Below are 15,011 nucleotides of genomic sequence, written 5' to 3' on the forward strand. Positions count from 1 at the left end.
TCGGTCATGACCGCCGTGCTCACTCCCGTACGACGATCACCGGTACGGCAGACAGCTGTGCCACGGTGGAACTCACCGAGCCCAAGAGCATCCCGGAAAAGCCGCCTCGGCCCCGGTTGCCGACAATCACCAATTGCGCCGTGCGGGATTCGGCGACCAGCCAGTGTGCGGGTCGGTCACACGGCAACCTGCGCTGAACGTGGACATCCGGATACTGCTCCTGCCAGCCGGCGAGGCGTTCGGCCAGCGTTTCGTGTGCCTGCTCCTCGTAGAGGTGCCAATCCATCTCGACCGCGGGGAACACCGCGGTATCGCTCCACGCGTGCATGGCCACCAGATCGACTCCCCGCAGCGACGCCTCTTCGAAGGCGAGCCGGGTCGCCGCCTCCGACGCGGGTGATCCGTCGACCCCGACCACGATCGGGGCGGCCGTGTCGGCGTCGACGCCGGCCCGGACGACCACGACGGGACAGTGCGCATGATGAAGCAAGCCGGCGCCGACCGATCCGATGGGCAGCTGCCGGTGCGCGCCGGTCCCACGATTTCCCACCACCATCATCACCGCATCGCTCGACACCTCGTACAGGGTGGGGATCACGGGCGAAGGTACGGATTCCGTGCGTACCGGTGGCATGTCGGCATCACCGGCGGCCGCGTGGAAGATCTTCTGGGCCTGTTCGAGGACCTGGCGTGAGTTGTCGTTCTGCCATTCGGCGATCTCCAGCTGTGCCGTGGTGATCGGCCATGTCACGATGAGCGGTGCGATGACGTGGAGCAGGGTGACCGGGGTATGGCGCAGCGCGGATTCCCGTGCGGCCCATGCTACGGCGGCGTCCGATGCCGGCGAGCCGTCGACGGCGACCAGGATGCCGTATTTCTTTGCGGGCGTGGACATCGAGGTGCTCCTTCGCTGAATGTGGCTGATGGTATTCATCGTTTCGCGGATCCGGCACCAGTCGATAGAGCAGAAAGTCATCACCGCGGAGCGGTCGTCGTGTGCTGCAGCAGGGTGAAATAGTTCTCCTCTTCGGCGATGAAATGCACGGCGAGCAACTCGTCCAGGCCGTACAGGCAGGCAAGCAGGTCTTCGTGCTGGGCATCGGCGATGCCGCCCCGATCGTCGGCCACGGTGAGGTGGGTGTGTAGCCGGCGCACCAACCGATCGATCTCGGCGTGCATCCGGCTCATCGTCGCGGTGGCTTCCGGTCCGCCCAGCGGGGCGGCCAGTGCCGGATACAGACCGCGGTCTTCGGCGTGTTCGTGCGGCAGGATGACCTGTTGGGCGAAGGCGTCGGCGCGTCGCACCAGCGGCAGCGCGCCGGTGAGGTCGCCGCCGGACAGGCGGTGTGCGGCCGCACGGAAAACTCCCAACTCGCCGCGCATGCGGTCGTGTTCCTCGGAGAAACGACGAAGCAATGCTTCGGTGTCAGGCGCCAAGGCGGGTCCGCCGACGCCCGGCGTGTTCAGTGCCCGTAGTGCGTTGAGGATGACGGCCAGATCGATCATCTCCTGTAGCAAAGCGCCGATGGTGGGCGGCAGCAGCCCCACCGCGGCCACGCACATGGCCAGCAGGGACAACCCCATGCCGATGCCGGCGCTCTGCATGGCGATGCGCCGTGCCCGGCGCGCGATCAGCATCGCATCGGCCAGCCGGTCGATGCGCCCGGTTGCCAAGACGACGTCGGCCGTTTGTGAGCTTGCCGTCGAACCGAATCCGCTGAGCGCGATTCCGACCGAGGCCGCCGCGAGGGCCGGCGCGTCGTTGACGCCGTCACCCACCATCGCCGTGACGGCTTTGTCCCGCTCGGCCCGCACGCCTGCCACCTTGTCGGCCGGGGTTTGCTCCGCCCGCAATTGGTCGAGCCCCAACACCGCGGCGATGTGTTCGGCCGGAGCGAGGCGGTCACCGGTCAGCATGACCATGCGGTTGATGCCTGCCGCGCGCAAACGGCGAAGGGTGCGGGGTGCGTCCACCCGCAGCGGATCCTGCAACAGGATGGCACCGATCAACGCGTCATCCGCCGAGACCCAGGCAATGACCGATCCGTCGAACGCCGCGCGGGTCAGTGCGTTACCCGCCCAGATGGGTGGGCTCGAAGGCAACGCCCGGCTGCCGACCGTCACGCGTATCGCCTCCACGGTGGCCGTCGTGCCGGTCCCGGCGTTCTCCACGACGTCGTGCGGCATACCGAGGACGATGCCGCGGCTGTGGGCTGCCTCGACGATGGCCTGGGCCAGCACATGTGGCGAGAACCGGTCCGCGGTGGCGGCCAGCCGCAGCACGTCGGTCTCCGTCCACCCCGGGGCGGTCAGGACGTCGGATCCGATCGGCCGGCCGGTGGTGAGTGTTCCCGTCTTGTCCAGCACCAACGTGGTTGTCCGCCCGAGGTTTTCCAATGCGCCACCGCTGCGGACGATCACTCCGATCCGGGCTGCCCGCGACAATCCCGACACGATCGCCACCGGAGCCGCGAGCAACAGCGGGCACGGTGTGGCGACCACCAGGACGGCGACGGCCCGTTCGGCCGATCCGCTGAGCAGCCACGCAGCACCGGCCACCGCGAGTGTCAACGGTAAGAACCAGGCCGCGATCCGGTCGGCCAGGCGGACCACCGGTGCGCTCTGGGCGGCAGCTTCCTGCGCCAACCGTACGATGCCGGCGTAGGTGCTGCGCTCGGCGGTGGCCGTGGCCCGGATCTCGATTGCCGCACCGGCGTTGACAGCCCCGCTGCGCACCACGTCACCGGATTGGCGTTCGGCATAGACGGATTCGCCGGTGAGCACCGACTCGTCCAGTGTCGCCGCATCGGAGTTGACCAATCCGTCGACGGGGACCACCTCGCCGGGGCCGACGATCAGCCGGTCGCCGGCGACGACATCGCGCAGCGGCACAGTCGTCACACCATCGGTGTCGATTCGTCGCGCGTGCGGTGGAACCCGGTCGGTGAGGGCGGTGAGGTCGCGGCGGGCCCGCCGTTCTGCCGCGGCGTCCAGCGCACGCCCGGTGGCAAGCATCACGGCGATCAATGCGCCGGCGAGATGCTCGCCGATCGCGAGCGTGCCCACCAGACTCAGCACGGCGATCACATCGGCCCCGAACCGGTGACGCCTCATCGCGGCGATCACCCACCACGTCGCCGGTACCAGAGCCACCAGAGTTCCTGCGCTCCAAAGCCGCTGGGCCAATACATGTTCGCCCAGCCACCACGCGAGCCCGCCGCTCGCCAGGGCAGCGAGAGTGATCGCCAACAGTGCGGCGGGAACGCCTCGGGCAGCCTGGTCGGCTAACGCTTTCCAGCGCATCGTCACGGCGCGGCCACGCCCGCCACGGCGGGCTGCGTCGATTGTTGTTCGGCCGCATGTTTGACGGCCAGTAACAGTCGGCGATTGATGGCTGAGATCATCGGGCCGCCCAGTGCGGTCACCAGGAACTCGGCCGGATGCCGCAACCCCACCCGGGTCCGGACCAGCAAGCGGCATCGGTCATCCCAGCGCGGCTCCAGGTGGAGGGACCACACCACCTCCCAAGGGGCCGATGGTGGGGCTCCCTGCAGCACGATCACCGCGTCGGGGGTCATTTCGACCACCGATAACGCGATACCGTCGCGCGAACCGAACCGGCCGGGCGGGACCAGCCACACCACGTCACCGACCGCGGGTTTCCCGTCGCCCTCGGTGCGCAGCTGCCGGACCACCGACGGCCACACCTGGTCGACGGGCCGGTCGACCCACACGCCCTCGGTGGTCGTCACCTGCGGGGCGTGCAGCCGTTCATCACCGCTGAGTGCCGTCTCGCACTCTTCCTTCGTCGTACCCCAATTGCGCCAATAGCGCCGCGCCCCGTAGAGCACCGCCGCCAACGCTGCCAGTCGCACCACGTTGATCCTCATGGGGTAACCATGGCGCGCCGGACCGGCCCGCCACTAGGGCCACTGGTCCCCACCCTGGGGAGCTTCGCCGGAAAGGGACTTCTTTCCCTAGTGCGGTCGCAGCGGGTGTAGTCGGATGGAGCCATGAATCCGCCCGGCGCACTGTGCCCGCACCCCGATGGCGAAGACAGTGGCAAGCACTGGACCATCGACGTGCGCTTCGACGAGTACCTGGGACAAACCCGCGCTCGAGCGGAACTGCACCGGCTGGGCAGGACATCCACCGGCGTGGGATTCAGCCGGGTCGGGAACCGGAATCCCAGACTTGTCGCCATCGACGACGAACTGGCCGCCGCCCGCGCCCTGGCCGATCTGGCGAATCGGTTGACCGCCGCAGGCGCACATGACATGGATACGGTCACCGGCACACCGTGATGCCGTTGGATCGGCGGACGCCTATTCGGGGTCTTCGTGGCTGGGTTGATCGAGCTTGGAGATGAACACCGCTGCCTGGGTGCGGCGTTCCATCCCCAGTTTGGTCAGCAGCCGCGACACGTAATTCTTGACGGTCTTCTCGGCCAGGAACATCCTGGCGGCGATCTGCCTGTTGGTGAGCCCTTCACCGATCAGTTGGAGCAGCACACGCTCCTGCTCGCTGAGCTTCGACAGCGGATCGGCGCGTCGGGTCGTGCCGCGCAGCTTGGCCATCAATACGGCGGCCGCTCGATTGTCCAGCAGCGAACGGCCCGCCCCGACGTCTTTGATCGCCTGGGCCAGTTGCATGCCCCTGATGTCTTTGAGCACATAGCCGCTGGCTCCGGCCAGGATGGCGTCCAACATGGCCTGATCGGAGGTGAAGGACGTCAGCATCAGACAACTGAGTTCGGGCAGCTCCGAGAGCAGGTCGCGGCACAGTTCGATGCCGTTGCCGTCCGGCAGACGCACGTCGAGGACCGCCACGTCGGGTCGGGTGGCGGGGATCAACGTCATGGCTTGTGCCACCGAACCAGCCTCGCCGACGACGCGCAGTTCGGGGTCGGCGCTGAGCAGGTCGATCAGCCCGCGCCGCACCACCTCGTGATCGTCGACGAGGAAGACCCGCAGGGCCCCGGACTCTGCGGCGTTGTCCGCACTCATGATGCTGACGTTAGCGGGCTCTCGGGGGCGCTGCGGCGGAATATGGCAGGCGGTGATCATGGCGCGTTGCCCACTCAGCGGACCGAAACTCGTTCGCCGGTCACCAGCTGGATCTCCGAAGCGGTCGCGGCGTAGAGCTTGCCGGCGATGTCCGACAACGCCCGCGCGATGGCGAGATTCTCACCGACCTCGTCGGGGAAGTGATCGTCCGGGTCCAGGGTGGTTCGGCCCCGGCCGATCAGTTCGCCGTTCTCCCAGTCCATCCGGGCGATGGCCCTGGTGCCTTCACCGATCCGATCCACGTCGATCTTGACGGTCAGCTGGTCGAGGTGCTTCTTGGAGTGCTTGTGGCTCATGCCGATTCCTTTCGAGGTGACTGGCCCGCGGGCTCAGCGATTGACAGTCAATACTTCGGCCAGCGGCCGGCGCGGGGTCGGTGGAGGAGCGTCCTCATCGGCGGGTGCGGTGCCCACCCTGATCAGCAGCTCCGGCAGTGGACGGCCCGTCAGCGAGCTGACGACGTCGCTGCCGGCCGGCGTCTCGGTCAGATGGGTCAGTGTGCACGTCGCGAGCCCATCCATGGTGGCAGTCAGCAGCGCCGCGGATAGCGCTTCGCCGCAGCGGAGCACGTCTTGGCGGGTGTCGTCATAGGCGGACAGCACCACGATGAGCGAGCGGTCCTGTGGCACTTCGCGCCGCTGCTCCTGCTGGTGGGTGACCGGGAAACGGCGGCCGAGGGCAACCCGGTCCCGCTCGGCCGCCGAGATCAACGCGCTGTGCGGGATACCGGTGGTGGGATCGAGAGAGGATGTCCACCAATCCAATTCGGCGTGGTATGCGGAGTCGTACAGTCGCGCGGCCTCGGTGCCGGCCGCGGCTTCGACGAGTGCCGGTCGGGCGTCGTCGCCGAGGACATCGAGGAGGGCGGCATCGGCCACGGCCTGCCGCAGTGCGGCCTCGACGGCATCGGGATTCGTCGGGGCGGCGAAAGGGAGCCGATCCGTGCGGCGCCGGCCGATGGTCTGCGCCCGGCGGTGGTGGCCTTCGGTGACGTATTCCATCGGGGCGAAGTCGATCGAGGCGAGATGGCGATGATCGTTGGGGTTGGGGTAACGGTCCACGAACGATGTCCATCCGGCGGCTGCCATCGCCACTTGCAGGTGGTCGAGCACGGCACCGCAGCTGATCAGGGCCTGACGGCCCGAGGAATCGGACCTGACCAGCCGGCTCGCATCGAGATGGAGTTCCAGCGTGCTGGTGCCGGCGATCCAACGCCATGGCTGGCTGTTGTGAATCGACGGCGCCCGGCATGCCAGCTGCACCGCCTCCTTGAGGACGTCGGTGCCCACCGTGGTCTGCGGCATGATCGCTCCCTTCATCGTCGCTGTCGGCACGTCTTTACCCTGGCGTCGATGTGAAGCCGGCGTAAGGGCCATAGGTCCCACAAATCGATGAAGCCCGCGGCAGCCGGGATGAAAAGAGTCTTTGTGCCCTGAACAACGAGGACCATCGGCGCACCACCCGGGTCCCTCGACCGCTGTCGGTGGCCGGTGCCGGCGGCCAGCATGGTGGATATGCAACCAGCATCTGACGCCGCGACCGTTCACGAAACACACACCGGTGTCGTGTTGTTGGTCGGTGACCGGGCTTTCAAAGCCAAGAAACCGGTGGTCACCGACTTCTTGGACTTCCGGACCGTCGAGGCCCGCGAGAATGTCTGCCAACGTGAGGTTCAACTGAACCGGCGGTTGGCACCGTCGAGCTATCTGGGAGTCGCGCACCTGAATGGTCCGCAGGCCGGCCCTGCCGAGCCGGTGATCGTCATGCGGCGTCACCCCGATTCGGTCTGCCTGGCCACCATGGTCACCGGTGGCCGATCCGTGACCGCGGAGCTGGACCGGATAGCCGCGGTGCTGGCGGAGTTTCACCGTGACGCCGAGCGCAGTGACGCGATCGACGCCTGCGCAACCGTGGACGCCGTCGCCGACCGCTGGCGGGAAAACCTCACCGAACTCACCCGGTTCACGGGCGACATCCTGGCCCCGGACGCCGTGATGGAGGTCGAGCGGCTCGTCGAGCGGTTCATCGCGGGTAGGCAGTCCCTCTTCGCGCAGCGCATCGCGGATCGGCGGATCGTCGACGGCCACGGCGACCTGCTGGCCGCTGATGCCTTCTGTCTGCCCGACGGGCCGGCGCTGCTGGACTGCCTGGAGTTCGACGATCGCTTGCGCTACGTCGACGGTGTCGATGACGCCGCCTTCCTGGCGATGGACCTGGAATTCCTGGGCCGCAGGGATCTCGCTGAGCACTTCATCGCGCAGTACGGCATGCTGGCCGGCGACCAGGCGCCGCCGGCGCTGACGGACTTCTATATCGCCTACCGCGCCGTCGTACGCGCCAAGGTGGACTGCATCCGGGTGCAGCAGGGGCGGCAGGAGGCACGCGCCGACGCCCGCCGGCATCTTGCCATTGCGCTCGCCCACCTCACCGACGGCGCGGTCCGGTTGATCATCGTCGGTGGGGGTCCGGGTACCGGGAAATCAACGCTGGCACAGTCGTTGGCGGGTGAGATTGGGGCGCACGTGGTGTCGACCGATGACGTCCGCCGGGAGTTGCAGCGCTCCGGACGCATCGGCGGGGCGACCGGAGCCCTGCATGCCGGGCTGTACACCGCCGAGAACGTCGACATCGTCTATGACGAGGTGCTGCGGCTGGCCCGGCTGTTGCTGGATGACGGTTACACGGTGATCCTCGACGGCACGTGGCGCAATCCCGAGCACCGCGCGCAGGCTCGCCGGCTCGCCGCCCGCTGCTCGGCGACGATGCTGGAATTCGTCTGCACCACAACGCTCGACGATGCCAAGGCACGCATCTCGGGACGCGGACACACCTCGTCGGATGCGACGGCGGAGATGGCGGCCCCCTTGGCGGTCGATGCCGACTCCTGGGCCGGTGCGCACCGCATCGACACCACCAAGCCGATACAGGACAGCATCGCCGAAGCGCGAAAGCTGTGCTGCGTCACCATCTGAAACCCAGCCCGCCGAAGAACTCAGCCGCGGAAGGATCACGCGCATGAAAGCCCTTGTGTACCAAGGTCCCGGACAACGGTCGTGGCAGGAAGTGCCCGACCCCCGAATCCAGAGTCCGACCGACGCGATCGTCCGGGTCGATACGGTCACCATCTGCGGCACCGATCTGCACATCTTGAAGGGGGATGTCCCCGAAGTCGAGCCCGGCCGCATCCTCGGCCACGAGGCGGTGGGCACTATCACCGCCGTCGGCTCTGCGGTGCAGAACCGCAAGGTCGGTGATCGGGTCCTGGTGTCCTGTATCAGCGCCTGTGGGCGGTGCCGTTACTGCCGGGACGGGCGCTATGGTCAGTGTCTCGGTGGCGGAGGCTGGGTCCTGGGGCACCTCATCGACGGCACCCAAGCCGAATACGTCCGGGTTCCGTTCGCGGACACGTCCACCCATCTGGTCCCGGCCGGGGTGACCGACGATCAGATGCTCATGCTCGCCGATATCCTGCCCACCTCCTACGAGGTGGGCGTGCTCAACGGGACGGTGCGGCCAGGGGATGTCGTCGCCATCGTCGGAGCCGGTCCGATCGGCCTGGCCGCCATCCTCACCGCGCGGTTGTACAGTCCCCGCACCATCGTCTCGATCGACGTGGCTGAGTCACGATTGGAGGCGGCGCGCAAGTTCGGCGCCGACGTCATCGTCAACCCCGACACGGAATCGGCACGCGCGGTCGTCGATTCACTGACCGACGGTCTGGGTGCGGATTGCGTGATGGAAGCCGTGGGTACCCCGGGCACGTTCGAGGAGTCGATCCGGTTGGTGCGAGCGGGCGGTCACATCGCGAACATCGGGGTGCATGGCGCTCCGGCGACGCTGCATCTGGAAGATATCTGGATCAAGAACCTGACCATCACGACCGGACTGGTGGACACGTACTCCACCCCGACTCTCATCGACCTGGTCGCAGCACACCGTATCGACACCGCACCGATGATCACCCATCGATTTACCTTCGACGAGTTCGAAGACGCGTACGACGTGTTCAGCCGGCCGGCCCAGACGGGCGCGCTGAAAGTGCTGCTGGCGGCATCGAAATGAGCACGTCAGTGACGCCGGCGCGGAAGGCGGCAGACACCGGCACCCAGGTCCGGGACCTCGCCGATATCCGGCTCGTCGACGCCGACCAGGCCGGCGGAAAGGGCGCCAACCTGGGGGAGCTCATCGCTGCCGGCTTGCCGGTGCCGCCCGGATTCGTCGTGACGTGTGACGCCTACCGTTCCTCGATGCGTGCCGGTGGTGTCGACGCCGAACTGGCCGCCGCGCACCGGGAAGCGCTGGGCAGCGTCGACGACCCGGCACGTCTGGACGAACTGTGCCGGCGCATGCGCGATGTGGTGCGCGGTGCCGACCTGACCGCCGAGCTTCGCGACGCCGTCGTGGCGGCCTACCGTGCTCTCGGGCCGGATATGCCGGTGGCCGTCCGTTCGTCGGCGGCAGGCGAAGACGGCAGGGACGCCTCGTTCGCCGGCATGAACCGCTCGATCACCAACATCACCGGCGAGCAGGACCTCGTCGATGCGGTGGCCGACTGCTGGGCATCACTGTTCACCCCGAGAGTGCTCACCTATCGAGCCGCGCGCGGTTTCACCGAAGCGCCCGAGATGGCCGTCGTCGTTCAGCGCATGATCGCCGCTGACCGGGCCGGCGTCGCGTTCACCGCCGATCCGAGCTCCGGAAACCGCGCTCATCTGGTCATCGAAGCCGCATTCGGCCAAGGCGAAGTGGTGGTGTCCGGGAAGGTGCAGCCCGACACCTACGTCATCGACAAGGCCACCGGGCGGGTCGTCGACACCAACATCGGCGTCAAACCGTTCAAAATCGTGCGAGGCGATGACGGGCGCGACGCGGTGGTGGAACTGGATGCCGGCCAGGTCAACGCTCGGGTGCTCTCCGACGCGGATCTGCACCGCATCACCGAACTGGCGATCGCCACCGAACGGCATTACCGGGACCCGCAGGACATCGAATGGGCGATCGAGGGCGAAGCCGCGTGGCTGGTGCAAGCCCGGCCGATCACCACTCTGGGGCAGGAGCCGACGGCCGTGCCCGATCAGCGTCCGTCACGTGACGGTGTGCTGCTCAACGGTTTACCCGCCGCGCCGGGCATCGCCAGCGGCCGGGTGCGGGTGCTCCGGACCCCCGCGGACGGTCAGCTGTTGCGGGACGGCGAGGTCTTGGTGGCCCCGATGACCAACCCGGATTGGCTGCCCACCATCCGTCGCGCCGCCGCGCTCGTCACCGAGAGCGGGGGGATGACCTGTCACGCGGCGATCGTGGCGCGCGAGCTGTCGGTGCCGTGTGTGGTGGGGGCCCGCTCGGCGACCACGGTGCTCAAGACCGGTGCCATGGTGACGGTCGACGGCACGCACGGCCGGATCCTCGAGGCCGCTACGGCCGCACCGGTCTCGGTCGGCACCGCGCCGGCCGGCGGTTCGGCAGCGCCGGTCACGCCCGTCACCGCGACCCGGATCTACGTGAACCTGGCACTGCCGGACACCGCTGAGACGGTGGCCCCCGCCGATGTGGACGGCGTCGGGTTGCTGCGCGCGGAGATGATGCTCATCGACGCGCTCGGTGGCCGGCATCCGCGCGCCTTGATCGCTCGCGGTGAGCAGTCCACGCTGGTCACCGCGATGACCGCGGCGATCGGCCGGATCGCTGCCGCCTTCGCGCCCCGCCCCGTCATCTACCGGGCCACCGACTTTCGCAGCAACGAGTTTCGCAACCTTGCCGGCGGCCAGGATTTCGAACCCGTCGAGCACAATCCGATGATCGGTTACCGGGGCTGTTACCGCTATGTCAAAGAGCCCGACCTGTTCATGCTGGAACTGACCGCGTTGGCCGAGGTCAGGGATCGTTATCCCAACGTGCACTTGATGATTCCGTTCGTGCGCACGCGTTGGGAACTCGACGAATGCCTGCGTCTGGTGGATGGCTCCCGGCTGGGCCGGCAACGCGGACTGCATCGCTGGATCATGGCCGAGGTGCCGTCGGTGGTGCACTGGCTGCCCACGTACATCGGGATGGGCATCGACGGGGTCTCCATCGGCAGCAACGACCTCACCCAGCTGATGCTGGGGGTGGATCGCGATTCGGAAATCTGCGCAGAGGTGTTCGACGAAGCCGATGCCGCGGTGCTGGACGCCATCGGTCGCATTGTCTCGACCGCGCACAAGTTCCATGTTCCGTCGTCGCTGTGTGGTCAGGCGCCGTCCACCAATCCGGCGTTCGCCGAACACCTGGTGCGGATGGGCATCACGTCGATCTCGGTGAACCCCGACGCCGTGACCAGGACGCGTCGTGCGGTGGCCGCGGCCGAGCAGCGGCTCCTGCTCGACGCGGTCCGGTATCAGGACGACAACGTGAAAGGAGGTCAGCCGAGATGAACGATCTGGCCAAACCTGTCGTGGTCGGTGTCGACGGCTCGATCACCTCCCTGCATGCCGCACGCTGGGCCGGGGCGCTCGCCGCCAGGCTCGGTGCGCCGCTGCAGATCGTGCACGCCAAGCCGTACGCGACACACAATCTGACCGATTCGATGGCCGCCGTTCGCGCCGCCTACATCGATGTGCAACAAGAGGCGGCCCCGAGAATCCTGCAGGCAGCCGCCGGGCGGGTCCGCAACGCTCACCCCGATCTGGTGATCACCACCACCTCCTCGACCGACCCGGTCGACGAGACGCTGCTGGCCCTCAGCCGGCAGGCGCGCCTGCTGGTCTTGGGCGGTGACGACGTCGCCCCGGCTGCGGCCCTGCTCGTGGGTTCACTCACCCTGGAGATGACCGCACGCGCCGGATGTCCCGTCGTGGCGTGGCGCGGCGAATCCCTGCACCCGACAACACAACCGATCGTGGTGGGAGTGGACGGATCCAGCTGTGCCGCGCTTGCCGTCGCCTTCGAATTGGCGGACGTGCTGGGCGTTCCGCTGCGCGTCGTGCACGCCTGGTCGACCCGGATGCCGCCCGGCGAGGTTTCCATTCCCTTCCTGATCGACTGGGAAGCCCTGGAGACTCTGCAACACGAGGAAATCGGCCGCGTCGTCGAGCCGTACCGCCGACGGTATCCGGGCGTCGAAATGAGCGTGTTCGTCGATCCGTCCAAGCCGCGCCGGGCCCTGCTGCAGCGTGTGGACGGCGCCCAGCTGGTGGTGGTCGGGACCCGCGGCCGCAACACACTGACCGCGACGGTGCTTGGTTCGACCAGCCTCAACATGTTGCACCACTCACCCGTGCCGGTGCTGGTCTGCGGCCCGAACACCAGCGCCCGGTGACCGCGCTCCCGACCCGGCGGCGCGGCAACGACGTGGCCGCACCGCCCGTGAGCCAACTGGATGCCGACCAAGCCGCCGTCCGACCGCTCGAGGCGGTGTTCGCCGCCCTGGCGGGCAGCGCAACAGGGCTGACTTCGGGCGAGGCGCTGCTGCGGCAGAAGCGGTTCGGCCCCAACGCGGTCCGCACCCACCGGGTGAGTGCGGTGGCCGTGCTCATCCGCCAACTGCGCAGCGCCCTGCTGCTCCTACTGGCCGCGACCGCGGTCATGTCGTTCTTTCTCGGTGACCCCACCCAGGCGGTCATCATCGGGGTCATCCTGCTGGCGAGCATCGGGTTGAGTTTCGTCAATGAGTACCGCGCCGAACGGGCCACCGCGCAGCTGCATTCACAGGTGCACCACTTCGCACTGGTCCGCCGCGACGGCCAGTTCGTGAAGGACAGTGTGACGCATCTGGTGCCGGGCGACGTGGTCCGCCTGACGCTGGGTGAGGTGGTGCCCGCCGATATCCGGTTGTCGGACGTCGACGGGTTGGAATGCAACGAGAGCATCCTCTCGGGTGAATCCACCCCGGCGCAGAAATCCGCCGACACCATCGACGGGGCGCGCGGCCTGGCCGATTACACGAACCTGGCCCTGATGGGGACCGTCGTCACCGCCGGTGAAGCGGTGGGCGTGGTGTATGCCACGGGGGAGCACGCGCAGTTCGGGCGGCTCGCGGCGGGACTGGGGGAGCGGCACCCCGAGACGGACTTCCAGCGGGGACTGCGCAGGTTTTCCTATCTCCTGCTCTGGGTGGCTCTGACGCTCACCGTGTTCATCTTGGGCATCAATATCATGTTGGGCCGCCCGCTCATCGATTCGGCCCTGTTCGCGCTCGCGATCGCGGTGGGCATCACTCCGCAATTGCTGCCGGCCGTGGTCAGCACCAGCCTGGCCACCGGCTCACGCCGGCTCGCCGCGCTGCACGTCCTGGTGAAGCGGTTGGTGTGCATCGAGGACCTCGGTGATATCGACGTGCTGATCACCGACAAGACCGGCACGCTCACCAACGGGCGCATCGCCTATATCGGTGCGCTCGATTGCCATGGGGCTCAGGATCTCTCCGTATTGCGTCACGGTCTGCTGGCCAGTGATGTCGACGAGGCCGGCGGTGCCAGCGGTAATCCGCTGGACGCCGCACTGGCCGAGGGCGCGGTCGGTTCCGTGACACTCGGCGGCGTACATCGTGTGGCCGTACTGCCATTCGACCATGCTCGGCGGGCCACATCGGTGCTCGTCGACGACGACGGGCGACGGCTGCTCATCGTCAAAGGCGCCCCGGAACAGGTTCTCGCCCGGTGCACGGCGGTGCCCGACGGTGCTCAAGCCACCCTCGACGGACTGTTCGGCGACGGCCGCCGCGTGGTGGCGGTCGCGAGCCGGCCGGCACCCGAGCTGAGCCGGCTCACCGCCGCCGACGAGTGCGGTTTGGCCTTCGACGGCTTCCTGTGCTTCGCCGACGAGCCCAAACCCGCTGCCGCCGAATCACTCCAGGCTTTGGCCACGCTGGGTATCGAGGTGAAGGTCGCCACCGGCGACAATCCCCGGGTCGCCGAGAAGGTGTGTGCCGAGCTCGGATTGCCCACACGCGGCACGATCACCGGAACCGAGCTGCAGAACCTCGCTGCCGACGACTATGCCGCAGCCGTGCAGAACAACACCATCTTCGCCAGGATCTCACCCGAGCAGAAGGCCGCCCTGATCGTCGCGGCCAGGCACACCGGCCGATCGGTGGGCTTTCTCGGCGACGGGGTGAACGATGCGCTCGCCCTGCATGCCGCCGATGTGGGCATCTCGGTCGACACGGCCAGCGATGTCGCCAAAGACGCCGCGGACGTGGTGCTGATCGAAAAGGACCTGAGCGTGCTGGCCGCCGGCGTGGCCGAGGGACGCCGTATCTTCGCCAACACCATCAAGTACGTATTGATGGGCACCTCAAGCAATTTCGGCAACATGTTCAGCGCGGCGGCGGCATCGTCGATTCTGCCGTTCCTGCCCATGCTGCCCAGCCAGATCCTGCTGAACAATCTCCTCTACGACAGTTCGCAACTGGCCATCCCCACCGACCGGGTGGACGCCGAGCAGCTGCGCGCCCCGTCGCATTGGAACATCGCCTTCATCAGGCGCTTCATGCTGACGTTCGGCCCGGTCAGCTCGCTCTTCGACTTCTTGACCTTCGGTTTGATGCTGGGCGTGTTGCACGCCGCACCTCCGGAATTCCGCACCGGATGGTTCGTGGAGTCGCTGGCCACCCAGACCCTCATCATCTTCGCGATCCGCACCAGACGGATTCCGTTCACCCGCAGCAGGCCGGGCGGGCTGTTGACGTTGTCGACGGCGTCGGTCATCGCCGCCGGTATCGCCATCACCTACTGGCCGCCGGCCCGGCAGCTCGGGTTCACCCCGCTGCCCTGGCAGTACTTCGCGGCGCTGGCAGGCCTGACCGTCGCGTACCTGTTCCTGGTCGAGGTCACCAAATCGGTGTTCTACCGGGAGCCCGTCGGTGCGCCGGCCGGCCGGACCCGCGGAGCCGAGGACCGGATACATCGCCGTGCCGCCCGGTTCAGCCACCACGGCCGGTTGTCGGGGAAGGACTGATGCGCTCGGGTT

At 67.7% G+C, this 15,011-nt stretch carries 12 protein-coding genes; 6 read left to right on the forward strand and 6 right to left on the reverse strand.

Features of this window, described 5'->3' with window-relative positions:
• Window positions 1–19: 19 nt before the first annotated feature.
• From BN977_RS28850 to BN977_RS33175, 3 genes are all read right to left on the reverse strand, one after another.
• Window positions 20–895 carry a universal stress protein gene (locus BN977_RS28850; RefSeq protein ID WP_024450648.1) on the reverse strand — a complete coding sequence of 292 codons (876 nt, stop codon included), beginning with the start codon at window positions 893–895 and terminating at the stop codon, window positions 20–22.
• Between the two features lie 80 nt (window positions 896–975).
• Complete coding sequence (locus tag BN977_RS28855) at window positions 976–3,303, reverse strand: heavy metal translocating P-type ATPase (protein ID WP_051562191.1); 2,328 nt, start codon at window positions 3,301–3,303, stop codon at window positions 976–978.
• A gap of 2 nt (window positions 3,304–3,305) precedes the next feature.
• Window positions 3,306–3,890 (reverse strand): hypothetical protein, encoded by a 585-nt coding sequence (locus BN977_RS33175; RefSeq protein WP_036403402.1) that lies wholly within the window; start codon window positions 3,888–3,890, stop codon window positions 3,306–3,308.
• 123 nt (window positions 3,891–4,013) lie between these two features.
• Here BN977_RS33175 and BN977_RS28865 point away from each other — a divergent pair, with 123 nt between their 5' ends.
• On the forward strand, window positions 4,014–4,304 hold the full coding sequence (locus tag BN977_RS28865) for a dsRBD fold-containing protein (protein ID WP_051562013.1): 291 nt from the start codon (window positions 4,014–4,016) through the stop codon (window positions 4,302–4,304).
• A 21-nt stretch (window positions 4,305–4,325) separates the two neighbouring features.
• Here BN977_RS28865 and BN977_RS28870 read toward each other — a convergent pair whose 3' ends face one another.
• From BN977_RS28870 to BN977_RS28880, 3 genes are all read right to left on the reverse strand, one after another.
• Window positions 4,326–5,006: a response regulator gene (locus BN977_RS28870; RefSeq protein WP_036403404.1), complete on the reverse strand. Its 681-nt coding sequence runs from the start codon at window positions 5,004–5,006 to the stop codon at window positions 4,326–4,328.
• Window positions 5,007–5,080: 74 nt separating this feature from the next.
• Window positions 5,081–5,362 carry a dsRBD fold-containing protein gene (locus BN977_RS28875; RefSeq protein ID WP_024450643.1) on the reverse strand — a complete coding sequence of 94 codons (282 nt, stop codon included), beginning with the start codon at window positions 5,360–5,362 and terminating at the stop codon, window positions 5,081–5,083.
• Between the two features lie 33 nt (window positions 5,363–5,395).
• Window positions 5,396–6,370 carry an Acg family FMN-binding oxidoreductase gene (locus BN977_RS28880; RefSeq protein WP_036404760.1) on the reverse strand — a complete coding sequence of 325 codons (975 nt, stop codon included), beginning with the start codon at window positions 6,368–6,370 and terminating at the stop codon, window positions 5,396–5,398.
• A gap of 210 nt (window positions 6,371–6,580) precedes the next feature.
• Here BN977_RS28880 and BN977_RS28885 point away from each other — a divergent pair, with 210 nt between their 5' ends.
• Genes BN977_RS28885 through mgtA form a run of 5 tightly spaced genes read left to right on the forward strand, consistent with a single transcriptional unit; the run spans window position 6,581 to window position 14,999 of the window.
• Entirely contained in the window at window positions 6,581–8,038 is a 1,458-nt protein-coding gene (locus tag BN977_RS28885) for a bifunctional aminoglycoside phosphotransferase/ATP-binding protein (RefSeq protein ID WP_036404763.1), read from the forward strand.
• Window positions 8,039–8,081: 43 nt separating this feature from the next.
• A complete protein-coding gene (locus BN977_RS28890; protein ID WP_036403406.1) occupies window positions 8,082–9,128 on the forward strand; it encodes a zinc-dependent alcohol dehydrogenase family protein in 1,047 nt (348 codons plus the stop codon).
• Window positions 9,125–11,476, forward strand: coding sequence for a phosphoenolpyruvate synthase (ppsA, locus tag BN977_RS28895; protein WP_051562015.1), 2,352 nt, complete (start codon window positions 9,125–9,127; stop codon window positions 11,474–11,476). Before BN977_RS28890 ends, ppsA begins: the two co-directional genes overlap by 4 nt.
• Window positions 11,473–12,360, forward strand: a complete 888-nt coding sequence (locus BN977_RS28900; RefSeq protein WP_036403410.1) for a universal stress protein — start codon at window positions 11,473–11,475, stop codon at window positions 12,358–12,360. Before ppsA ends, BN977_RS28900 begins: the two co-directional genes overlap by 4 nt.
• Window positions 12,357–14,999, forward strand: coding sequence for a magnesium-translocating P-type ATPase (gene mgtA / locus BN977_RS28905; RefSeq protein WP_268817610.1), 2,643 nt, complete (start codon window positions 12,357–12,359; stop codon window positions 14,997–14,999). The genes BN977_RS28900 and mgtA overlap by 4 nt, the downstream gene beginning before the upstream one ends.
• Window positions 15,000–15,011 lie beyond the last annotated feature (12 nt).

The sequence above is a fragment of the Mycolicibacterium cosmeticum genome (assembly GCF_000613185.1).
Lineage (GTDB): Bacteria > Actinomycetota > Actinomycetes > Mycobacteriales > Mycobacteriaceae > Mycobacterium > Mycobacterium cosmeticum.